The organism is Daejeonella lutea, from assembly GCF_900168015.1.
In the GTDB taxonomy this organism is placed as follows: domain Bacteria; phylum Bacteroidota; class Bacteroidia; order Sphingobacteriales; family Sphingobacteriaceae; genus Daejeonella; species Daejeonella lutea.
On record NZ_FUYR01000001.1, the window covers coordinates 1,536,640 to 1,558,350 of the forward strand.

22 protein-coding genes are annotated in these 21,711 nt (G+C 39.4%); 13 read left to right on the plus strand and 9 right to left on the minus strand.

Features of this window, described 5'->3' with window-relative positions; translation table 11 throughout:
• Positions 1-1,236, minus strand: coding sequence for a M16 family metallopeptidase (locus tag B5X60_RS06900; protein ID WP_079701864.1), 1,236 nt, complete (start codon positions 1,234-1,236; stop codon positions 1-3).
• Between the two features lie 190 nt (positions 1,237-1,426).
• On the opposite strand from B5X60_RS06900, the gene mqnC reads away from it, so the two are divergent.
• On the plus strand, positions 1,427-2,551 hold the full coding sequence (gene mqnC, locus B5X60_RS06905) for a cyclic dehypoxanthinyl futalosine synthase (protein WP_139377424.1): 1,125 nt from the start codon (positions 1,427-1,429) through the stop codon (positions 2,549-2,551).
• Positions 2,552-2,647: 96 nt separating this feature from the next.
• On the plus strand, positions 2,648-3,424 hold the full coding sequence (locus B5X60_RS06910; RefSeq protein ID WP_245803473.1) for a LytR/AlgR family response regulator transcription factor: 777 nt from the start codon (positions 2,648-2,650) through the stop codon (positions 3,422-3,424).
• A 48-nt stretch (positions 3,425-3,472) separates the two neighbouring features.
• On the opposite strand, the gene B5X60_RS06915 is transcribed toward B5X60_RS06910, so the two are convergent.
• The 4 genes from B5X60_RS06915 to B5X60_RS06930 form a co-directional block, all read right to left on the minus strand.
• Positions 3,473-5,383: an AMP-dependent synthetase/ligase gene (locus tag B5X60_RS06915; protein WP_079702338.1), complete on the minus strand. Its 1,911-nt coding sequence runs from the start codon at positions 5,381-5,383 to the stop codon at positions 3,473-3,475.
• 130 nt (positions 5,384-5,513) lie between these two features.
• Entirely contained in the window at positions 5,514-5,840 is a 327-nt protein-coding gene (locus tag B5X60_RS06920) for a HesB/IscA family protein (RefSeq protein ID WP_079701867.1), read from the minus strand.
• A 29-nt stretch (positions 5,841-5,869) separates the two neighbouring features.
• The gene (gene iscU, locus B5X60_RS06925) at positions 5,870-6,283 is read right to left on the minus strand and encodes a Fe-S cluster assembly scaffold IscU (RefSeq protein WP_079701868.1); all 414 of its coding nucleotides are present in this window, start codon (positions 6,281-6,283) and stop codon (positions 5,870-5,872) included.
• A 135-nt stretch (positions 6,284-6,418) separates the two neighbouring features.
• Positions 6,419-7,630: an IscS subfamily cysteine desulfurase gene (locus B5X60_RS06930; protein WP_079701869.1), complete on the minus strand. Its 1,212-nt coding sequence runs from the start codon at positions 7,628-7,630 to the stop codon at positions 6,419-6,421.
• Between the two features lie 125 nt (positions 7,631-7,755).
• On the opposite strand from B5X60_RS06930, the gene mce reads away from it, so the two are divergent.
• The 8 genes from mce to B5X60_RS06970 all read left to right on the plus strand — a co-directional run bounded on the left by mce (position 7,756) and on the right by B5X60_RS06970 (position 13,854).
• The gene (gene mce / locus B5X60_RS06935; protein ID WP_079701870.1) at positions 7,756-8,169 is read left to right on the plus strand and encodes a methylmalonyl-CoA epimerase; all 414 of its coding nucleotides are present in this window, start codon (positions 7,756-7,758) and stop codon (positions 8,167-8,169) included.
• Positions 8,170-8,237: 68 nt separating this feature from the next.
• Positions 8,238-8,942: a hypothetical protein gene (locus B5X60_RS06940; protein WP_079701871.1), complete on the plus strand. Its 705-nt coding sequence runs from the start codon at positions 8,238-8,240 to the stop codon at positions 8,940-8,942.
• Positions 8,943-8,975: 33 nt separating this feature from the next.
• Positions 8,976-9,749 (plus strand): subclass B1 metallo-beta-lactamase, encoded by a 774-nt coding sequence (bla, locus tag B5X60_RS06945; RefSeq protein WP_079701872.1) that lies wholly within the window; start codon positions 8,976-8,978, stop codon positions 9,747-9,749.
• Positions 9,750-9,838: 89 nt separating this feature from the next.
• Positions 9,839-10,087: a type B 50S ribosomal protein L31 gene (locus B5X60_RS06950; protein ID WP_079701873.1), complete on the plus strand. Its 249-nt coding sequence runs from the start codon at positions 9,839-9,841 to the stop codon at positions 10,085-10,087.
• Positions 10,088-10,152: 65 nt separating this feature from the next.
• Positions 10,153-11,337 (plus strand): putative sugar nucleotidyl transferase, encoded by a 1,185-nt coding sequence (locus B5X60_RS06955; RefSeq protein ID WP_079701874.1) that lies wholly within the window; start codon positions 10,153-10,155, stop codon positions 11,335-11,337.
• Positions 11,338-11,414: 77 nt separating this feature from the next.
• A complete protein-coding gene (gene tpiA / locus B5X60_RS06960) occupies positions 11,415-12,182 on the plus strand; it encodes a triose-phosphate isomerase (protein ID WP_079701875.1) in 768 nt (255 codons plus the stop codon).
• A 75-nt stretch (positions 12,183-12,257) separates the two neighbouring features.
• The gene (gene prmA, locus B5X60_RS06965) at positions 12,258-13,100 is read left to right on the plus strand and encodes a 50S ribosomal protein L11 methyltransferase (RefSeq protein ID WP_079701876.1); all 843 of its coding nucleotides are present in this window, start codon (positions 12,258-12,260) and stop codon (positions 13,098-13,100) included.
• A gap of 418 nt (positions 13,101-13,518) precedes the next feature.
• Positions 13,519-13,854 carry a helix-turn-helix domain-containing protein gene (locus B5X60_RS06970; RefSeq protein WP_079701877.1) on the plus strand — a complete coding sequence of 112 codons (336 nt, stop codon included), beginning with the start codon at positions 13,519-13,521 and terminating at the stop codon, positions 13,852-13,854.
• A gap of 76 nt (positions 13,855-13,930) precedes the next feature.
• Here the strand turns inward: B5X60_RS06970 and B5X60_RS06975 are convergent, their stop codons facing one another.
• From B5X60_RS06975 to scpB, 3 genes are all read right to left on the minus strand, one after another.
• On the minus strand, positions 13,931-15,052 hold the full coding sequence (locus tag B5X60_RS06975) for an N-acetyltransferase (RefSeq protein ID WP_079701878.1): 1,122 nt from the start codon (positions 15,050-15,052) through the stop codon (positions 13,931-13,933).
• 64 nt (positions 15,053-15,116) lie between these two features.
• Positions 15,117-15,329 (minus strand): hypothetical protein, encoded by a 213-nt coding sequence (locus B5X60_RS06980; protein WP_079701879.1) that lies wholly within the window; start codon positions 15,327-15,329, stop codon positions 15,117-15,119.
• 100 nt (positions 15,330-15,429) lie between these two features.
• On the minus strand, positions 15,430-15,996 hold the full coding sequence (gene scpB, locus B5X60_RS06985) for an SMC-Scp complex subunit ScpB (protein ID WP_079701880.1): 567 nt from the start codon (positions 15,994-15,996) through the stop codon (positions 15,430-15,432).
• Positions 15,997-16,211: 215 nt separating this feature from the next.
• On the opposite strand from scpB, the gene B5X60_RS06990 reads away from it, so the two are divergent.
• Together B5X60_RS06990 and B5X60_RS06995 are read left to right on the plus strand one after the other, a co-directional pair.
• Positions 16,212-16,913, plus strand: a complete 702-nt coding sequence (locus B5X60_RS06990) for a ferritin-like domain-containing protein (RefSeq protein ID WP_079702339.1) — start codon at positions 16,212-16,214, stop codon at positions 16,911-16,913.
• Between the two features lie 11 nt (positions 16,914-16,924).
• A complete protein-coding gene (locus B5X60_RS06995) occupies positions 16,925-17,761 on the plus strand; it encodes a ferritin-like domain-containing protein (RefSeq protein WP_079701881.1) in 837 nt (278 codons plus the stop codon).
• Positions 17,762-17,807: 46 nt separating this feature from the next.
• Here B5X60_RS06995 and B5X60_RS07000 read toward each other — a convergent pair whose 3' ends face one another.
• On the minus strand, positions 17,808-19,451 hold the full coding sequence (locus tag B5X60_RS07000) for a tetratricopeptide repeat-containing sensor histidine kinase (RefSeq protein WP_079701882.1): 1,644 nt from the start codon (positions 19,449-19,451) through the stop codon (positions 17,808-17,810).
• 491 nt (positions 19,452-19,942) lie between these two features.
• Here B5X60_RS07000 and lysS point away from each other — a divergent pair, with 491 nt between their 5' ends.
• Entirely contained in the window at positions 19,943-21,664 is a 1,722-nt protein-coding gene (lysS, locus tag B5X60_RS07005; protein WP_079701883.1) for a lysine--tRNA ligase, read from the plus strand.
• Positions 21,665-21,711: the final 47 nt, after the last annotated feature.

Genomic DNA, 21,711 nt, shown 5'->3' on the forward strand with positions numbered 1-21,711 from the left:
TTAATTTGCTAAGTAATATAAGGTAGAGGAATTCTCCTTGCGGAAGATGGATTGTGCCTGTTTTTGAATTTCCTCTGCACTAACTGCCAGATATTTCCCTGTCTCAGAATTCAATTGGTCGGCGTCACCAAGAAGCTCAAAATAAGCAAGGTTCATTGCTTTATCTAAAAGACTCATCTCAGAAAAAACCATTGTTGACTCCATTTTATTTTTCACCTTGGTTAGTTCCTGCTCAGATACGAGTTCGCTTTTCACTCTATCAAGCTCTGCCCATATCGCCGCCTCGGCTGTTTCCATAGAAATACCAGGCAATGGCTTACCTTCCACAACAAATAATCCGGCATCGAGACTGCCCGTTAAATACGCATTTATATCACTGAAAAGCTTTTGATCCTTCAGCAAATTCCGGAATAAACGAGAGGAATTCCCTCTCGACAGGATATCGGATATCAAATCTGCAGAATAATAACCAGCATCTGTTCTTGCAGGCATATGAAAAACTTTATAAATGGCATCCAATGGCACATTTGCCTTGACTGTCTCAATTCGCGCTTCCGTTTGAGGAAGTTCTGCAGGCAGATTACGCTGCGACTTTCCAATTGCAGGAATATTGCCGAACCATTTTTCGGAAAGCCGCTTAACTTCTTCCAATTGCACGTCGCCGCCCACAACCATAATTGCGTTTGCCGGATTGTAATGTTTCTTAAAAAAAGCCTTTACATCATCTATAGTAGCATCTTCAATATGTTTAAGCGATTTTCCGATCGTTGCCCATTTATAAGGATGGTCTTTGTAAGCCAGGGGCCGAAGTTTCAGCCATACATCGCCGTAAGGCTGGTTCAGATAACGCTGCTTGAATTCCTCGCTAACTACATTTCTCTGAACCTCAAGACTTTTTTCAGAAAATGCTAGACTCAGCATCCGGTCGCTTTCTAGCCAGAATGCTGTTTCCAGATTCACTGCTGGGAGTGTGATATAATAATTGGTTATGTCATTACTGGTAAACGCATTATTCTCGCCTCCAACTCGCTGTAAAGGTTCGTCGTAAGATGGAATATTTATAGAGCCTCCAAACATCAAATGTTCAAAAAGATGTGCGAAGCCTGTCTGGTCCGGATTCTCGTCCCTTGCCCCAACGTCGTACAGAATATTAAGTACTGCCATGGGCGTTGTCGGATCTTCATGGACCAGTACTCTAAGTCCGTTATCAAGGGTAAAGCGTTCAAAAGAAACCATAAAGTTGTGATCGTTTTAGGGTCGCTAATTTAGGGATTAAAAGAGAATTCAGGCAATGGACTGTTTAGAGAATGTGCAAGGGCAGAATGATTATAGATTTTACGCCAACTGAGATTCATTTTGATGTCAGAATTATCCATATTCCAATTTACTCAGCACCAAATTTGCGGGAGAGATGTATCTTTGTTTTGTGAAAATTTCAGACCTTCTTTTACGCGCACTTAACTTCGAATTCCTTTCTGCTGAAGAAGGTTTGTATTTGTTTAAAAATGCCAACACACCGGAGCTAATGTATGTGGCAAATGAACTTCGAAAGAAGCAGGTGCCACATGGAAAAGTCACCTGGATCATCGACCGGAACGTAAACACTACGAACGTTTGTATTGCAAATTGCAAGTTTTGTAATTTCTTCAGACGCCCTGGGCATGATGAGAGTTATATCACTGATATTGAAACTTATAAACAAAAAATCGAAGAAACCTTTCGATATGGCGGTGAGCAGTTGCTGCTTCAGGGGGGACATCACCCTGACCTTGGTCTGAAGTTCTATGTTGATCTTTTTAAGGAATTAAAAGAACTCTATCCTACTTTAAAGTTACACTCACTTGGTCCGCCCGAAATTGCTCATATCTCAAAGCTTGAAGGAATGAGCCATTTCGACGTATTACTCGCCTTAAAGGATGCAGGTCTGGATTCTCTTCCCGGAGCCGGAGCTGAGATTTTAAATGACCGGGTAAGAAGGCTTATCTCTAAAGGAAAATGTGGTGGACAGGAATGGCTTGATGTTATGCGCGCCGCTCACAAGCTTGATCTAACAACATCAGCAACAATGATGTTCGGTCATGTAGAAACATTGGAAGAACGCTTTGAACATCTTGTCTGGCTTCGTGAAGTGCAATCTGAAAAACCAGATCACGCAAAAGGCTTTATTGCATTCATTCCCTGGCCTTTTCAGGATGATGGAACTCTTTTGAAAAAAGTTCGAGGAATAACTAATCAAGTTACGGCTGATGAATACATTCGCATGATCGCTTTAAGCCGTATTATGCTTCCTAATGTCAAGAATATCCAGGCTTCATGGTTAACGGTTGGTAAACAAGTGGCTCAAATATGTTTGCAAGCTGGCGCAAATGATTTTGGGTCAATTATGATTGAAGAAAATGTAGTGTCGGCTGCCGGTGCCCCTCATCGGTTTACTTCACAAGGTATTCAGGATTCCATCCGTGAAGCAGGTTTCGAACCGCAGCTGCGCACGCAGCAGTATGAGTTCCGAGATTTGCCGGAAACTACTGTACAACAAGTAATTACCTACTAGCGGGATACACTCGTTTACCGTTCCCTCAGTCAGATTCATTTAAACAATAAAATACTTTTACATTGGTATTAGTAGTTTTAAATGACCATTACCCCTATGAATGCTATAATAGTAGACGACGAAGAGTACTCTAGGCAATCTTTGTTTTTTCTGATAAACGGATATTGTCCTGACGTGAAAGTTAGAGGAATTGCCCGCTCTGTAGCAGAAGCAAGATCACTTCTGAAGTCTGAACAAATTGATGTAGTCTTCCTTGATATTGCTATGCCAGTAGAAGATGGATTCAGTCTTTTACCAGATCTCCAAAGGAATATTACGTCGGTAATTTTTACAACTGCTTACAACCAATATGCTATTAAGGCGATCCGCGCGAGCGCGGTAGATTACCTTTTAAAGCCCATCGATATACAGGAGTTGCAGGACTCTATTGGGAAGGCAGCTGATTGGAAATCAAGAACTTCAGACAACGACCTACTTGCCGCTAGCCATGAAACTGTTTTTAGCAGCCTGAACGAAAATCTGAATGAGATTAAGAAGATCAAAAAATTAAATCTTCCTCATTCTAATGGCTTCCATGTACTCAATATTAGCAATATCCTTTATATAAAAGCCGATAGCAACTACTCAATATTTCACATTGACAAAGGAGAAAAAATTGTCGTTTCTAAACATTTAAAAGAGTATGAAAGCATTCTGGAGGATTGTGAATTCTGTCGGATTCATAAATCGACTATGATAAATCTGTCGCACTTGCAGAGTTATTCTAACAAAAATGGATTAGTTGTAAAAATGTCGGACGGCACTGAGCATTCTGTGTCAAGACGGCGCTCTCCGGGTTTCATGGATACTGTAAAGGATATGTTTAAAAAGTAGGAAACTTCTCCAATTACCAATTCATCAAAGTCATTTGCAGTCTAGCTTCTAAGATTCTGTCTCTTGAAGATACATTTCATCAATTTCACCAGCGTATTTTTTCTCGATGAATTTACGTTTAGCTTTCATTGTTGGAGTAATTTCACCCTCTTCAATACTGAACGGTGTACGTTTCACTAAGAATGACTTAAGTCGTTCAAATTTAGCCAGTTCAGTTGAATACTTCTTAATATCTTCGTCAAGCCAATCGATAATCTTTCTATCTTCTATAAACTGCTCTTTCTGATTGAAAAAATCTTCTTTCAGATTAAAGGTTTCTTGTAATGTTTCCTTTGATGGCGTAATTATAGCTGTAACATATTCGCGCTTGTCGCCGATAAGAAAGATCTGTTCTATTTTTGGGCTTTTCAGGTAGGTATTTTCAACTGGAGTTGGATAAATATTTTTCCCGTATGCGTTAACCAGCATGTTCTTTATCCGGTCTGTTATCTGGAGATTACCCTTGAAAAAACGACCTACGTCACCCGTGTGAAACCAACCATCCTTATCTATCACACCAGCAGTTTCCTGAGGTTTCTTCCAATAACCTTTCATCACGCAATGTCCACGGACAATTACTTCTCCTTCAGGGCATTCATAACTCTCATCAAAAGTTTCGTGGGTCTGAACACTTATCATTTCTTTACTCTCCACATCCTGAATAGCTACCTCTATACCTGGAATGACCCGACCGACTGTACCATAAACCTGACGGTGGTATTCTGTCACCGACATGACCGGCGATGTTTCAGTTAAACCAAAACCCTCGAGGATTTTTATACCAAGGTTCCCGAAAAATTCGCCTACATTCTTAGGCAAAGCAGCACCTCCGGAAATCATAAATTTCAGACGGCCACCTGTCTTTTCTTTTATTTTCCTAAACACAAGTTTCTCCGCCAGGTTTTGCTGTAAGCTTAGAAATATTCCCGGAGTTCTTCCTGACTCCTTTACTTCACGATGTTTCTTTCCTGCTTCAATCGCCCAAAGGAAAATCTTAGCCTTCGTTCCTCCAGCTGAAGTTCCAGTTTTCATGGCCTTATCATGGATTCTTTCCAGCAAACGGGGTACGCAGCTCATTACCGATGGTTTGACTTCGGCCATGTTCTTTGCCAGCAACTCCAGGCTTTGAGCGAATGCAATTTTTGATCCTACGGCGCAACAGACGTGGTAGGTTGCAGTGCGTTCAAAGACATGGGATAACGGAAGGAATGAAAGGAATGTATCGGTCTCATCAATAACAGGGATCTGATCTAAACAGACCTTTACATTCTGAACAAAATTTGAATGTGTGAGCATTACTCCCTTTGGCGTCCCGGTTGTTCCAGAGGTGTATATTAGGGAAGCGATGTCAGACGAAAGTATTGCTCGTCTCAGTGAATTTATTTCCTCCTTGTACCTTGAAATACATTTCTCACCTTCTGCGATAAGATTGGTGAAGCTAATCACGCCAGCATTAATATCAGAAGTGGAAATATGCTTTTCGTAATCATCGAACGCCGGGATAATTCGCTGCAGGTCTGGACAACTATTGGCGATCTTTAATATCTTCTTAAAAAGGAATGGGTTTCCAACAAGTAATGTTTTTACCTCTGAATCTTTGAGTATATATTCAATTTCATTCTCAGATAACGTAGGATATATTGACACATTGATACCCCCAATCTGCTGTAGAGCCTGGTCGTAATATACCCAGTCGACAGAATTTTCAATGATCAGACCCAGCCTGTCACCCTTTTGAATTCCCATCTCCAGAAAATAACTTGAAATGGCATCAGCAGTATCTAAAACCTGTTTGTAGCTTACTTCGGCCCAAGTATCTTTCACCTTGTGAAATAAAAAGGTGGTATTTTCATCGTGAACGTAACTGACCACATCCCTTAATAGCATTGGAATGGTAGTGGAATCGGTTATTGGATTCATTTTGAGAGAGTTTGGGATCTTAACGCTTTTTATATCCGACAAGTATACTGAATACCTGTAAAAAACAAAAGTCCCGTTTCAGGGACTTTGTTTTCAAAAATATTTAAATTCGGCGGGCGGGACTTTTAGATTAAACGGAAAAGCTTTCTCCGCAACCACAAGTCCGTGTTGCATTAGGATTGTGAAAATTAAAACCTTTTCCATTTAACCCATCGGAAAAATCGAGTTCTGTACCTGCAAGATAGAGGAAAGATTTCATGTCTAGTGCGAGTCGAACTCCCTGATCTTCAAAGAACTGATCTCCAGGTTTTTCTTCGTTATCGAAATCCATTTTATAGGATAACCCCGAGCATCCACCTCCCTGAACAGAGACTCGAAGAAAATAGCTATTGTCTAGTCCATTTTCATTCATCAGCTGCTCGACTTTGCCTTTAGCCTTTTCGGTTACTGTTACCATTTTTATTATTCTTATAAATAGGATCTCTCTTAGTGATGAGATTTCTCTACTTCAAGAGCTTCCATTCCATTTTTAATGCGATAGTCATTGATCGCAGCTTTAATCGCGTCTTCTGCTAATACAGAGCAGTGGATCTTTACAGGCGGAAGAGCAAGCTCTTCAACAATATCCATATTGTCAATCTTCATTGCATCGTCAATTGATTTTCCTTTGAGCCACTCTGTGGCGAGAGAAGAAGAAGCAATAGCCGATCCACATCCAAAGGTTTTGAATTTTGCATCGGTGATCATATGATTTTCGTCAACCTGGATTTGCAGGCGCATTACGTCTCCGCACTCAGGAGCTCCAACCAGTCCGGTTCCAACAGTATTGCTGGCTTTATCTAATGTTCCAACATTCCGGGGATGGGTGTAATGATCGATTACTTTTTCTGAATATGCCATTGTATTTTGTTTAAGTCTTCCCTCAGGGAAGAGTATTTTTGTAAACTATTTTTTGTTCTTTATTCTATTGACGTTTTCGAGATCAGCTACAGATGGTGATTTATATCTCTGAATCAATGTCTGTTCTCAAATATTTTAATGCTCCGCCCACTCGATTTTGTCCAAATCAACCCCCTCTTTAAACATTTCCCAAAGAGGTGAAAGGTCCCGTAGGTGATTAACTGCCTTTTTTGTCTGTTCGATTGCAAAGTCAACTTCTTCTTCGGTGGTAAAACGGCCTAAACCGAAACGTATAGACGAATGAGCCAGATCATCAGACAATCCAAGACTTTTTAATACATATGATGGTTCAAGGGATGCTGAAGTACATGCAGATCCTGACGAAACAGCTAAGTCCTTCATTGCCATCATTAATCCCTCACCTTCAACGTATTTAAATGAAATATTTGCTACATGTGGTAAACGATATTCCGTATTCCCATTCACATAGCTTTCTTCCATGGTTGTTAGTGAGGCCTGAAGTTTATCACGCAATGCAGATAATCTCTGTGCCTCTGAATCCATTTCAAGACGGCAAAGTTCACATGCTTTACCTAATCCAACGATACCCGGAACATTTAATGTGCCCGAACGCATCCCGCGTTCATGGCCGCCACCATCCATTTGAGCAGTAACTTTTACCCTTGGATTTTTACGACGAACATACAGCGCCCCTACACCTTTTGGTCCATACATCTTATGTGCTGAAAATGCCATAAGGTCGATTCCATCGGCATTAACATCTACTGGAATTTTGCCAACTGCCTGTGTCGCGTCGGTCATAAATAATGCACCGTGCTTATGAGCAATCGCTGAAATCTCTTTTACTGGCTGGATTACACCAATCTCATTGTTGCCATACATAATAGCGACAAGGATCGTTTTTTCAGTCATCGCAGCTTCAAGCTCTGACAAATCGATTAAGCCATCGGCTTTAACACCAAGATAGGTTACCTCGCCGCCTAGCTTCTCCACATGCTTGCAGGCATCAATTACGGCTTTATGCTCCGTCACACAGGTAATGATATGATTACCCTTGTCTTTATACATTTCGAAAACACCTTTGATCGCAAGGTTGTCAGACTCTGTAGCTCCGGAAGTAAAAATAATTTCCTTCTCACTGGCACCTATAAGCTTTGCAACCTGTTCACGTGCATAATCAACCCCTTCTTCAGCAGCCCATCCAAAAGCGTGATTCCGGCTCGCAGCATTACCAAATTTCGCGTTGAAGTATGGCAGCATAGCGTCCAGAACCCTGGGATCCATAGGGGTCGTCGCATTGTTATCTAGGTATATCGGCAAATTCATTTTTTTATATTTATTATCCGTTCTTGTAATAGCACAAAGATACGAAATATTTTTTGCAGTAATTATTATAAATCATTACCTAGATATACATAAAATGGTCATTTTTATGCCATAATAAGGTAATCATGGACAAGATAGAGCACATCGGTATAGCTGTTAAAGACCTCAGTTACTCGTCAGATCTTTACACGAGGCTTTTGGGCTATAAACGCTATAAAACCGAAGAAGTAGGATCTGAAAATGTGATCACTGAATTCTTTAAGATTGGTAACAGTAAAATCGAATTACTCCAGGCTCTTTCTGGTGAAAGTGCGATAGCAAAATTCATAGAAAAACGAGGAGAAGGGATTCATCATATTGCCTTTGCCGTAGACAACATTGTTGACGAAATGGCCAGGCTTAAAGAACAGGGATTTCAGCTATTAAGCGAACAACCACGTAAGGGCGCGGACAATAAACTGGTTTGTTTTGTACATCCTAAAACAACCAGCGGGGTTCTGGTCGAGTTGTGCCAGGAAATTGAGGAAATTAACATTTGAATGTTCGAATTGGAATTTTAATTTTAACCTAAAATGAATGTGAAAATTCTGACTAGAGTCAAATAATAATGCAGCAGTTCACATTAGATCATGATGGGATCGACAAGCTGATCCGGAACAGAAGATTAACTTTTGGGATGACATTAATCGTTGCCATGGTAGTTTGTCCCGCCATTGCACGCATAATATCCGAAAGACCTATTGCCCCACAAACACTCGTGGTCGGAACTGGGGTCATGGTAATTCTTCTCATTTTCATAATTATCGTGGGTTCCAACCAATACAGGAGAATGCTTGAAAGCTACACTTTTAGACTTGAGGACAACGTCATAACACGGGAACAATACAACACACCAACCATAACTTTCCCGTTGGCCGAGATTACAGAAATATCTCGGGATCAAAAGGGATTCTACCGGATCAAAGCTGAAACATGGGATAGTTATATAGAAATTCCAGCACACATTGATGATACCGGTAAACTTTATGAATTGCTAAACAAGATTAGGCCAGTAATAGAAAAAAGTTCGCACACTTCTACCTTAAAAACAATAGGCTTGATCATTGCCGTAGTAGCTTTTTTAATACTATGGAACTCAACTGATAAGATTATTATAGCATTATGCGGATCGGTATGGATTGGTGGAACGATCTATTCATACAGACAAACACAACGTGATCATAATATTGACTATGGGGCCAAGGATAATTGGTCGGCAATTATTATGTTCATTTTCGTTGTCGTAAAAATTTACCAAAGGCTGATGGAGTAAAGACCCATGTATTAGAATTTGATAATCGATTTGATGAAACGTCTCTTGATATTGAGTGTAGTGTTGGCAATTACAGTCGCAACTTCCGCCGGTATAACAATCACGAACCATTTAAGGCTACGATATTATACAGCCGACAGTATTCTAACAGTTTATAAATCAGATAACCTAATTATTCGAAAGCTATCGCGAAACGTTTACGAACACACTTCATTCTTAAATACAAATACCTTCGGCCGGGTTTCCTGTAATGGGATGATTGTTTCGAACAAACAGGAAGCTGTGGTTTTTGACACACCATCCACCAATTCTGATTCAGAAGAATTACTCAGATTCTTGATTAATGATCTGAAATTACAAGTAAAGGCGATAGTTGCAACTCATTTCCATGCTGATTGTCTCGGCGGTCTGGATTCCTTTCATGCGATGGGTGTCAAAAGCTATGCAAACGTAAAAACAATTGCGCTCGCAAAGTCAGTAAATGCAACAATTCCCCAAAAATCTTTCAAGGATCATTTTTCGTTTAAGGTCGGCAACAAGTCCGTTCACGTTGAATTTCTAGGTGAAGGTCATACTCGCGATAACGTCGTTGCTTATTTTCCGGATGATAAGATATTATTTGGAGGATGTCTTGTAAAAGAACTTAACGCATCAAAAGGTAATTTAGCTGATGCAAATGTCAACGCTTGGCCTGAAACAATCAGGAAAGTGTATGATAAGTACCCAAACACACAGATTGTGATTCCTGGACATGGTGAAATTGGGGGTCTGGAATTACTGGATTACACGCGCAAGCTATTTAAATAAGGATATCATTGAATACGAAATTTATTTCCAATTTACTTTTAACTAATTATAATTTTCCCTATATTTGCACCTCTTAAAAAGTATTGAAGATGAAAGCTGAATTGCATCCCAAAAATTATAGGTTAGTTGTTTTTAAAGACATGTCTAACGAATATTCTTTCTTAACAAAATCATGCATTGATACAAAAGAAAGCATCAAATGGGAAGATGGTAATGAATATCCACTAGTAAAACTTGAGATATCACACACTTCTCACCCGTTTTACACTGGTAAAATGAAACTTGTTGATACCGCAGGTCGTATTGACAAATTCCGTTCACGTTACGAGAAGAAATAATAATATTTTTATATATTATATAAGAGTCCCGCCTTGTTAGGCCGGGACTTTTTTTATTTTTGTCCATGACTGTAATTCTTTTCGACGACCAGTTTCGCAACAATTTACTCCCACTTACTTATACCAGGCCGGTATCTGAGATCAGGATAGGAATTCTAACAATTGCTGAAAAATGGAATTTACACTTTAATACTGGCACACAATACCTTACAGAAGATTATCTTCAGAAAAAATATCCATTCGTACCCGGCAAATCTAATTTGCTCATAAACGGTTCTATATGTCCTAATCATGAGCTTGTCGAAGCGATCGACAAATTAACAGAAGGGGATGCACTTATTGCAGGCAATGTATTGATTGCTGCAAAATTAAGTGAAAGTGACGTTAGGGAATTTGACAGTAGAAAAACTGACTGGAATAGAAAAAAAGAATATTCTAGCCCGTTCTTGAGGATTTCTTACCCGGAAGACATATTCACGAACAATCATCAGGAAATTATAATGGATTTTGGCATTCTGACCAAAGGCCGTATGTCAGCATCCCTAAGCGGAACCAATACAATAATTGGCGAAAATATCTTCGTCGAAGAAGGAGCAACTGCTGAATGTGCAACATTTAATACTAACTCAGGTCCTATCTACCTTGGCAGGAACTCGCAGGTTTGGGAAGGGTCACAAATCCGAGGGTCATTTGCCTTGTGTGATGAATCGATAGTCAAGATGGGTGCTAAAATTTATGGGATGACAACTATTGGACCCCATTCTAAAGCAGGTGGTGAGATAAATAATGCAGTAATTTTTGGAAATTCAGCTAAAGGACACGAGGGATATTTGGGAAACTCGGTTCTAGGAGAATGGTGCAACATTGGTGCTGACACCAATAATTCAAACATGAAAAATAATTATGCCGAAGTCAGGCTTTGGGATTATCAAAAACAGAATTTTCGACGAACAGGACTTCAATTTTGTGGTTTGATTATGGCCGATCATGCTAAATGCGGTATAAATACGATGTTTAACACCGGGACTGTAGTCGGTGTTAGTGCAAATGTTTTTGGATCCGGTTTTCCACGTAATTTCATACCCGATTTTGCATGGGGCGGTAGTCAGGGATTTGAGACCTATACACTTAATAAAATGTTTGAAACAGCCGAACGAGTATATGAAAGGAAAGATCAGGTATTTGGTGAAATTGACAAGAAGATACTTACTAGGGTATTCGAACTTAGTGAAAAATACAGAAGGGCGTAACGGCCGGCATCCCGACTTCAAATCTAACAGGAAAACATAATGTAATATAAAATTGATCAACCTATAATCTAAAATAAATGAGAAAAAACATTGTTGCCGGCAATTGGAAAATGAACCTCAACCACGCTGAGGGTCTACAACTTTTCGCTGAAATCCTTAATCTTGTCAATTCCGATATAAAAGGAAATCAGGAAGTAGTTATTTGCCCACCCTTCGTTCACATTAGCAGCCTTGCCCAACTTTTAAAGGCTGATTCGAATGTTTCAGTTGGAGCGCAAAACTGCCATCAGGCTGACTCTGGCGCATATACCGGTGAAATATCTGCATCAATGCTTAAATCAAGCGGAGCAACTTACGTTATTATCGGCCATTCTGAGCGCCGAGCATTCTTTGCAGAAGATGATTTGGTCTTAGCACAAAAACTTGACTCCGTATTAAAAAACGAGTTGACTCCGATCTTCTGTATCGGAGAGACTTTGGAACAACGTAATGCAGGAACCCATTTCGACGTGATAGAAAGTCAACTTAAGGAAGCCTCGTTTCACCTAAATGATGGTCAGTTCAGACAACTAGTACTTGCCTACGAGCCAGTCTGGGCGATTGGAACTGGTTTGACAGCCACCCCGGAACAAGCTCAGGAAGTTCACGCGTTTATACGTTCCAAAGTTTCTGAACATTACGGCGCAGAACTTGCAAATGATTTAACAATCCTATATGGTGGTAGCTGCAACCCGAAAAATGCAGCAGATCTATTTAGCCAGGCAGATATTGATGGCGGCCTAATCGGTGGAGCTTCGTTAAAAGCCCTCGATTTTATTGATATCATAAAAGTTTTTAATTCATAGAAAATTCAATTTAACTAGTCTTCAACAAATTCCAATTTTCTTGAAATCAACTTCTCCGATTCTAGTTCAACAAAAATGAATTACATAGAATATACTTTTATACTCTCCGGTAACGAATATTTTCATCAGGATCTATTAATCAACTCCCTTGCTGAGATCGGATTTGATACGTTTGAAGACATGAAGAGTGGTTTTAAGGCATATATTTCAGATAGAGAAGGCATTACAGAACTTATCGATCAAATTGGTAAGGAGTATTCCAATATGTTCACGTTTACATTTGAAACAAAGAGCATTCCTCATCAAAATTGGAATGAGGTATGGGAAAGTAACTTTGAACCACTTCGAATTAATGATCGATGTTATATCAGGGCAACTTTTCATCAACCGCATCCTGAATTTGAGTTTGAGATTATAGTCGATCCAAAAATGGCATTCGGCACTGGCCACCATCAAACGACCGCTTTGATGATGGAATTAATGATGGAGACCGATTTTACCGATAAAGAAGTTTTGGATATGGGCTGCGGAACTGGCATTTTGGCTATTCTAGCGTCAAAGATGGGAGCTTCACAAATTGTAGCGATCGATTGTGATCACATTTGCTTTGAAAGTACTATAGAAAATTCCCTTCTGAATAACGTTGCTAATATTAAAACACTTTGCGGGTCTAAAGAAGCTATTCCTGAGCAAAAATTTGATATTATCTTAGCTAATATTAATCGAAACATCCTTCTCGATCAAATTGATCGCTATGCTGAGGTTTTGCAACCAGGTGGGCTAATTTTTTTTAGCGGATTTTACGAAGAACCAGACTTACAACTGATTAAAGAAAAATCAAATGTGCATGGACTGAGTTATATTTCGCATAAGGTAAATGCCCAATGGGTAGCTGCACAATTTCAATCTAAAGGATAGGGATACACGATTGTACATTATAGTAGACGAAAAATTTATTCGTTTGAAACAAACTAGGCAACAAGGCATTAACTATATAATGATCGCCTCGAAATAATATTTTCAACCAAATTGGATATTAAATTAACAGTTGATTTTCTAATGAGGCGTGCTTAAATCCCCTAATAGCGAAAATACACTCTTTATTTGAGCGTTTTCCTTTCATAAATATTATTGCGGTAAATGACGGTTTATTAACGTTCTGAACAGTATAATTACTGGTTTTCATAACTTATTTAACTCGTCAGGAAAATTAGCATATACTGGAAAGGTTTTTGAATTACATTAATTATAAAGTAATAACATTTAGTTACCCCGCAACTTGTGGGTTGATTAGGCTATGAATTAATTTCGTTCAGAATGATTAAATAAAATTACGATGAAGACATTAGGTAAAAAAATCAGATTACTGAGGCATCAAAAAAGCTGGAGTCAGGAAGATGTTGCTAAACGACTGGAGATTTCTATCCCGGCATTTTCTAAGATAGAAACAGGCATTACTGATGTAAATCTATCACGTCTGGAACAGATCTCGAAATTATTCGATATGAGTGTGGTTCAACTGCTGACATTCAACGATGCAGAGAGTCAGGAAAAATACACCTCAGAGGTGGAAGAACTAAACAAGAAGGTTACAGAGCGTGAAAAAGAAGTGATAGATCTGCAAAAAAGAATTATTGAACTTTACGAAGAACTGAGGAAAGCAAAACACTAATTTTTATACATTGAATTCCTTTTCATCCAGAAAGTATATAGAGGCTTCGATTTGAAGCCTTTTACTTTTCATGACATTACGAAAAAACCTTCCTCATAGTGACATGTCGCTTTCCAAAGGATGCTCCGGTAGCTTCATGAAGAGCAAGCATTTTGTCATTGAAGTCGCCGACCCAGGACAGCTCCAATTCTTCATACTGCTTCAACGGAAGGACATATTCTTTGAGCTTTATAAATAACGCTGACTCGAGTCCGTGTTTTTGATAAGCCTGTTTAGTACCCATCACGACCGCACGCATCCTATTTACCCCCTTCCAGCGTTTATAAAGAAACTGGATTTTTTGCATGATACCCAGCCTGCCATTAAAATCTTTGATCATTTGATTAGCATCCGGCAGTATTACCACAACTGATGCAGGCTCGTCGTTGATGTAAGCAAACCAAATTAATTTTTCGTCCATAACAGTCTTCATTTTGTTGAAGGTCTCAAGAACATTTTTGACGTTGAGTGGCACAAAATTCTTAAAATCCTTCCACGCATCGTTATAAATCTCAGCAAAATCAGCGGCGTATTTCTCCAATTTGCCAGCTTCGAGATGCTTGAAAGTATATCCTGGTTTATTTGCTACCCAAGTTGCGATCTTAGTAAACCGTTCAGGAAAAGGTTTATTCACATCCAAGTGATTTGTTATTTGCTCGTATAAAGTCGTAAACCCATAATTTTCAAACAACTTCTGATAGTATTTATGATTATAGTTCATGCCGTAAGACGGAGTTGTATAACCTTCAACTAACAAACCCCAAAAACTATCATTTTCGCCAAAATTAATCGGGCCGTCCATAGCCCTCATGTTTCGCGCTAAAAGCCATGCCTGCGCAGTATCAAAAAGGAGATTCGCGGCTTCCTGGTCATTGATACATTCAAAAAAACCAATGCCGCCTGTAGGCTGATCGTTTTGATATGCTTTATGTTCATTGATAAAAGCTGCAATCCTACCAATCAATTTCCCATCATCTGATTTTAGAACCCATCTCGTAACTGTACCATGACTATGAAAGATATTTTTATTGGGATCAAAAACTGCACTAACATCTTTATCCAATGGACATACCCAATTCTCGTCGTTTTTATATAATTGCCTAGCGACATCCAAAAAATCTTGAGCACCAGTCGAATCCAAAACTTCCTTTATAATCATCCGAATTAAATAAAAAAAGCATTCAGTAAATACCGAATGCCTTAAATTCTACATTAATATTAATTTAATAATCGTCGTCGTCATCGTCATCATATTCATCAAAACCTTTAATATCGTCATCTAAAGGAAGATCGAAATCATCATCGTCTTCCTCATCGGCGACGTGTTTTGACTCTTTCGGATCATCATCATCGTCCTCGTCATCTTCATTCATTCTCTTTCTCGGATCGAGGGAACCCATAAAAGTATCCCTGGCTATTGGTGCATTATTTGACATTATCATCTCTAGCGAATTACACTTTCTTTTATCTTAATTGTGAATATAAAATTAGCAAGTTTTTAACTTTTATAAACTTCTTTTTTAATTTTTATCTGAATTAGTCGGCTTGCTCTCCGATAGAATTATTTTCCGTTTGTAGGTCAGTAAGTTGAGGGAGATCTTCAGTGGAGTTTATTCCGAAATAATCCATAAAAACACTACTCGTTCCGTAAAGAATAGGCTTCCCTACTGTGTCAGCCTTTCCCATAATCGAAATTAATTCTTTCTCAAGAAGCTTATGGACTGTGTAATCGCAATTGACACCACGGATTTGTTCAATTTCCAACTTAGTGATCGGCTGTTTGTAAGCGACAATCGCGAGAGTTTCGAGGGCGGCCTGACTGAGTCTCTTTTTTGAACGCTGGATTTGAAGTTGGTTAACTACAGGATAATACTCCTTTCGTGTCAAAAATTGATACCCGCCATTTATGAATACGAGTTCGAGTGCCAGGTCCAAAGAAACATACTTCTTACGGATTGTTTCAACCATCTCAATAATAATTGGTGCATTAAGCTTTTTAATCTGAGCTTCTTCCATCACCTGCTGAATCTCATCAACACTAATGCCTCTTTCGGAAGCAAATATTAAAGCTTCAATAAAATTCTCCAGTTTATACGAACTCATAAACAAACATAATATAAAGCAATTCGATCAGAAAGAATTCCCTAATAATAATTGGGGATATGCAGGCTATTCCCAAAAGGTGTAAGAACTTGAAAACCGGGCTTAAAATATTGTCGTACATAAAGGCAATCAACAAATAAACAAAATTAACCCATTACAATCGAAACTCTAATGTTCTGAAAAACATGGGGGTTCAAAAACCAAAACTTATGAATATGAGAAACTCAACAAAATCTGAGGATCAGGCTTTAATTAAAGAGCAGGATTTCTTTTCCTCCAAACTAGAGCGCCGGTCTTTTCTCCGCTTCGCCGGTGCAGGAGCTGCAGGAATGGCACTTGTTGCAGCCGGATGTAAAAAAGACAAAATGGAAGCCGGGTTCTATCTTGGTAGCGGGGACATTGGTATCCTAAATTATGCGTACGCATTAGAGCAGTTAGAAGCGGCATTTTATACTCAGGTAGCCGCTTCGTTTTACACAGGCGCAACTCAGGCAGAAAAAGATCTCCTTATCGATATCCGTGACCATGAAATTGCACACCGTGAGTTCTTCAAAAATGCTCTGGGGTCAAATGCTATTGGCGGGCTTGAAGTAAATTTTAGTTCAATAAATTTTGCAGATAGGACGAGCGTGCTTGGAACGGCAAAAGCTTTCGAAGATCTGGGAGTGTCAGCTTATAATGGTGCCGGATTTTTAATCAAAGACGCTGGCTATTTAACAGTTGCAGGGAAAATAGTTTCTGTGGAAGCACGCCATGCAGCATTAATTCGCGATCTGATCAGTAATGGTTCATTTGCGAACAGTGAAGTTGTTGACGCTAATGGTCTCGACAAATCACGTATGCCTAGCGAAGTTCTTGGAATTGCTTCTGCATTTGTAAAAACTAAATTAAACGCTAACGATTTACCAACAACTTAAAACAACCTGACATGAACTTATTAAATATATTAGACGAAATCGAAAAAGTAGACGCTGAAGTATACGAGCGTTTAAATCCGAGAAGAAGAGCAATGAAGCAATTCTTTAACTTCGGAAGCAAGGTCGCATTGGCAGCTGTTCCAATGGCACTGGGATCTATGTTTAAAACTGCATACGGCCAGTCGACTGCCACCGTTGAACAAGTACTTCAGTATGCATTGACTTTGGAGTACCTGGAAGCGGAATTTTACACTAAAGCTGTTGCTGCTCCCGGACTCATTCCTGCTGGTGCTCCGCTAGGAGCCATCACCACAATTAGAGACCATGAGAATCAGCATGTGACCTTTTTAAGAAATACCATTACTTCACTTTCTAAAACACCTGTAGCAAAGCCAACTTTTGATTTTTCAGCAGGTAACGGATCAGGAACTGGACCATTTGCGAGTGTGTTTACTAACTATGACACCTTCCTGGCCGTTGCACAAGTATTCGAAGACACTGGTGTACGTGCATACAAAGGACAAGCGCCAAATCTTTTAAGACAAGGGGCTGTGTTAACGGCAGCCCTAAATATACACTCTGTTGAGGCCCGTCATGCATCCCACATACGCCAAATGCGTAAAGCACGTGGTGCTAATGTTAAGCCATGGATCACTGGTAAAGATAATGGAATTGGTCTTGCAGCAGTTCAACCTTCTTATGACGGTGAAGATTTAGAAACACAGGCAGGAGTTAAGATCACTGGAATCAATGGACAGGCTATAAGCGTTAATGCAGCCACTGAGTCTTTTGATGAACCGCTTACAATGGCTCAGGTGTTGAGTATTGTCGATCCTTTTATCGTTTAGTGTTAAGTTTTAGGATGAGAGAGGGAGCCAATTGGCTCCCTTTTTTTTATATCGGGATTTTTATCAAAATTTCAGTTCCTGATTCTCCTGTTTGTCGCTGGTCAATGGAAATCTCATGTTTATTTAGCCTATTTAAAAGGCTAATACGCTCGCGAATAAGTGTCATTCCCCGGCTAACATGTCGAGTTTTTTTTAGTTTCTCAGAGTTCAATATGCCTATACCATCATCAATAATTTTAACAAGAAGATTTGTATCAATCATGTCAAAATGAACGGAGACATTACCACCCACCTCCTTTGGCATAATGCCATGCCAAATTGCATTTTCGAGAAAGGGTTGGATAAGCATTGAGGGAATAGTTATTTCATCTGTATCGATATCTTTGTCAAAGGAAATTATATAGTTCATTTTATCAGGAAACCTGGTTTTCTCCATTGAAAGATAAAGTTCGAGATACACAAGTTCTTCCTGAACGGAAATTGTACTGTTGATGCATATTTCCAAATGCTTTCTGGCCAGCCGTGCGAATCCCGATAAAACTTGATTGGCCTGTTTAAGATCCGACTGATTTACAAAATGCTGAATAGAGTTCATAACATTGAATACAAAATGTGGGTTCATCATTGCATGCAAAGCTTTTTGTTCTAAAGTTGTGATCTTATTTTGAATTAGAACTTCTTCCCTTCGTCGCTTTTTCTCCCTTATAAAATACCAGGCCAGGACTACACCTACTGTTAATAGTAATATCAAAATACCTAGTGTGATTATCCACCCGGTCCTCGCCTCTCTGTACTTCTGCTCTGCTATAATTAGTTCTTTCTCCTGAATTTTTTGTTGCTGAAGAAAGTGCTGTGAGTTAAAGTCTATATTTGAGGACTGATTTTCATTGAGCAGCAAACTATCGTTGTGGTACACTAAAGCCAAATACTTCAAAGCTTTTCGATAATTTTTTCGCTTTAATTCCAACTCGTAGAAGAGGCGAGTAAAATCGTTGTCGAGCGTCAGACTATTAACTTTGCTGGCATATTTCATGCCTTCACCTATGGTTTGTTCACATAGGGTAAATTGATCTTGTTGCAAATAAATGTACCCGAGCGATAAATAACAGCCACCCAGTGTTGAATATAATCCCAAATCTTTTGCCGTAGAAATTCCTTTAAACAATCGCGTTTTAGCAGAATCAATTTCTCCCATCCGATGGAAGACATGACCGGTGTTTTGAAAATAGATGGCTATTGAAGTGGTATCCTTTAGCTTTTTAAAAATACCGTAACTTCTATCGAAGTTGTCCATCGACTTTTCATATTGGAATCTTTTTGAATAAATCAATGCAGTGTTAAAATACATCCCGGCAGTCAGTTCTTCATCGTTTATATTTTTGGCGATTTTCAATCCGTTATTATAATGCTTTAAGGCTTTATCGTAGTTACTATATTTATATAAATTTCCGACATTGTTATAAATCCTTGCTACATTCCTTTTATCACCAAGTTGTTTATAAAAGCGGAGGGCTTCTATGTAATGCTTTGTCGCCATAGGGGTATTTTCAAGGTAGGAAAACCCCACGCCAGCCACACGGTTTGCTTCAGCCACACCTGGTATGTAATTAATTTTTTTAGCTAATTTCAGTGCCTTTGTGGCGATCAGTATGGTTTTTTTAGGATCGGCTAGACGGATTTTGAAAGCCATTTTATTCAGACTTCTGACCCTTACTGAATCTGCTAAAAAGTCTGGGCTTGAATTATTTGAGGACAGAAAAATGTTTCGAATCGGTATAACGCCCGTAAAATGAGCAATCGAAATAATTACACAACCGCACAATAGGAAATATACCAAGTATGAATAAAATTTCTTTTTCACGGTAGATGAGTGAGCGATTTTTAAACGACGCGGTATTACTATACTAAAACTCAAGTTAAGTCTATTTCCCGTGAATAAAAAGAGCGGCGAAATGCCCCACACATTTCAACCGCATCTTATAACCGATTATAATTTATCATAGGCTGACGTATAATAAGTCGCTTTAGCAGATGAAAATGGTGTATTTAAAATATTTCAACGAGATCAATTAATGAACGGTAGCTATTACTGAGTTAATGGTTTTAAATTGCCGTCCATCCACCTAACTCCTTCATAAATCGGGTCAAAATCTTTACTTTTGCACAAATTCTAATACAAAAATGAGCATCGGATTATCTGAACAGGAAATTTTTCGCCGTGAGGCGATGGCTGAACTTCGCAAAATTGGTATTGATCCCTACCCGCCCGAAGCATTTGAGGTAAATGTCAATGCACGGGATATAAAGGATAATTACGATCGCGATAAAACTTCTTATAAAAGTATCAGTTTCGCTGGACGGATTATGAGCCGGCGTATTATGGGCAGTGCATCTTTTGCGGAGCTACAAGACTCTACCGGTCGTATTCAAGTATATCTTAACAGGGATGAAATATGCCCTGGGGAAGATAAAACACTATATAACACTGTGTTCAAGAAATTACTGGACATTGGTGACTTTATCGGTGTTAAAGGCTATGTTTTCACGACAAAAACCGGCGAGGTTTCCATCCACGTCAATGAAATGAAAGTCCTTGCTAAATCCCTGAAGCCGCTCCCTATCGTAAAGCGGGACGATGAAGGGCATATTTATGATGGCTTTACCGATCCAGAACTGAGGTACCGCCAACGTTATGTCGACCTCACGGTAAATCCTGATTACAAAAAAATATTTCAAAACCGATCCAAGGTGATCAACACGATGCGCAGTTATTTTGATGACCAGGGTTGGATGGAAGTGGAAACTCCTATCCTACAGCCAATTCATGGCGGCGCCGCGGCACGGCCTTTCAACACTCATCATAATGCTCTGGACATGCCGCTGTATCTACGCATCGCCAACGAGCTATATCTGAAACGACTTATAGTTGCAGGCTTTGATGGTGTGTACGAATTCGGGAAAATGTTTCGAAATGAAGGAATGGACCGTACTCACAACCCTGAGTTCACTTCTATGGAAATCTATGTAGCCTACAAAGACTATATCTGGATGATGGGTATGGTCGAAGAGTGCCTCGAAAAAATTGCAATCGCAATCCATGGAAAAACTAACGTGAAAGTTGGGGATCATGAAATTGACTTTGCTGGACCATATGAGAAACTCTCAATGTATGATTCGATTAAAAAGTATACTGGGATAGATGTTTCAAGAATGGACGAAGACGCTCTGCGTAACACCTGCAAAGAGTTGAAGATTGAAATTGATTCAACTATGGGTCGTGGTAAATTAATCGATGAAATCTTTTCAGAAAAAGTAGAATCGAACCTGATCCAGCCAACATACATTACCGATTATCCAATTGAAATGACCCCTCTCGCCAAAAAGCACCGCAGTGAGGAAGGCCTTGTTGAACGTTTTGAACTTTTCGTCCTTGGGAAAGAAATTGGGAACGCTTATACGGAGTTGAATGATCCTGTCGATCAGCGCGAGCGTTTGGAAGAACAACTGCTGCTTGCAGGTCGCGGCGACGAAGAGGCGATGGCGATGGATGAAGATTTCTTACGCGCACTGGAATATGGCATGCCTCCTACTTCAGGGCTTGGAATTGGAATCGACCGTCTTGTTATGTTAATGACCGATCAGAGTACTATACAAGAGGTGTTATTCTTCCCGCAAATGAGGCCCGAGAAAAAAATCAAAACAGTTTCAGCGGATGAATTTACGGCCATCGGCGTTCCTGCAGAATGGGTTCCAGTTTTGAATAAGATGGGATTCAAAACACCAGATGAGTTGAAAGCAGGAAATCCAAACAAAGTTTTTAATGACCTCGGTGGCATGCGAAAGAAAATGAAACTCGACATTGTTATGCCCACAAAGGAGAATGTTTTAGAATGGTTTAATTAAATGGAGGGACACTTCTATAAGGCATAAATTAACGTAAACATAACATA

Coding starts and splice junctions, on each gene's coding strand:
- B5X60_RS06915 (WP_079702338.1), bottom strand. CDS start 5,383: ATGAATCCAATAACCGATTCCACTACCATTCCAATGCTATTAAGGGAT.
- B5X60_RS06940 (WP_079701871.1), top strand. CDS start 8,238: ATGCAGCAGTTCACATTAGATCATGATGGGATCGACAAGCTGATCCGG.
- B5X60_RS06955 (WP_079701874.1), top strand. CDS start 10,153: ATGACTGTAATTCTTTTCGACGACCAGTTTCGCAACAATTTACTCCCA.
- B5X60_RS06970 (WP_079701877.1), top strand. CDS start 13,519: ATGAAGACATTAGGTAAAAAAATCAGATTACTGAGGCATCAAAAAAGC.
- B5X60_RS07000 (WP_079701882.1), bottom strand. CDS start 19,451: ATGGCTTTCAAAATCCGTCTAGCCGATCCTAAAAAAACCATACTGATC.
- iscU (WP_079701868.1), bottom strand. CDS start 6,283: ATGGCATATTCAGAAAAAGTAATCGATCATTACACCCATCCCCGGAAT.
- B5X60_RS06995 (WP_079701881.1), top strand. CDS start 16,925: ATGAACTTATTAAATATATTAGACGAAATCGAAAAAGTAGACGCTGAA.
- tpiA (WP_079701875.1), top strand. CDS start 11,415: ATGAGAAAAAACATTGTTGCCGGCAATTGGAAAATGAACCTCAACCAC.
- B5X60_RS06900 (WP_079701864.1), bottom strand. CDS start 1,236: ATGGTTTCTTTTGAACGCTTTACCCTTGATAACGGACTTAGAGTACTG.
- B5X60_RS06920 (WP_079701867.1), bottom strand. CDS start 5,840: ATGGTAACAGTAACCGAAAAGGCTAAAGGCAAAGTCGAGCAGCTGATG.
- B5X60_RS06950 (WP_079701873.1), top strand. CDS start 9,839: ATGAAAGCTGAATTGCATCCCAAAAATTATAGGTTAGTTGTTTTTAAA.
- mce (WP_079701870.1), top strand. CDS start 7,756: ATGGACAAGATAGAGCACATCGGTATAGCTGTTAAAGACCTCAGTTAC.
- B5X60_RS06975 (WP_079701878.1), bottom strand. CDS start 15,052: ATGATTATAAAGGAAGTTTTGGATTCGACTGGTGCTCAAGATTTTTTG.
- lysS (WP_079701883.1), top strand. CDS start 19,943: ATGAGCATCGGATTATCTGAACAGGAAATTTTTCGCCGTGAGGCGATG.
- scpB (WP_079701880.1), bottom strand. CDS start 15,996: ATGAGTTCGTATAAACTGGAGAATTTTATTGAAGCTTTAATATTTGCT.
- B5X60_RS06930 (WP_079701869.1), bottom strand. CDS start 7,630: ATGAATTTGCCGATATACCTAGATAACAATGCGACGACCCCTATGGAT.
- B5X60_RS06990 (WP_079702339.1), top strand. CDS start 16,212: ATGAGAAACTCAACAAAATCTGAGGATCAGGCTTTAATTAAAGAGCAG.
- B5X60_RS06910 (WP_245803473.1), top strand. CDS start 2,648: ATGAATGCTATAATAGTAGACGACGAAGAGTACTCTAGGCAATCTTTG.
- prmA (WP_079701876.1), top strand. CDS start 12,258: ATGAATTACATAGAATATACTTTTATACTCTCCGGTAACGAATATTTT.
- B5X60_RS06980 (WP_079701879.1), bottom strand. CDS start 15,329: ATGTCAAATAATGCACCAATAGCCAGGGATACTTTTATGGGTTCCCTC.
- bla (WP_079701872.1), top strand. CDS start 8,976: ATGAAACGTCTCTTGATATTGAGTGTAGTGTTGGCAATTACAGTCGCA.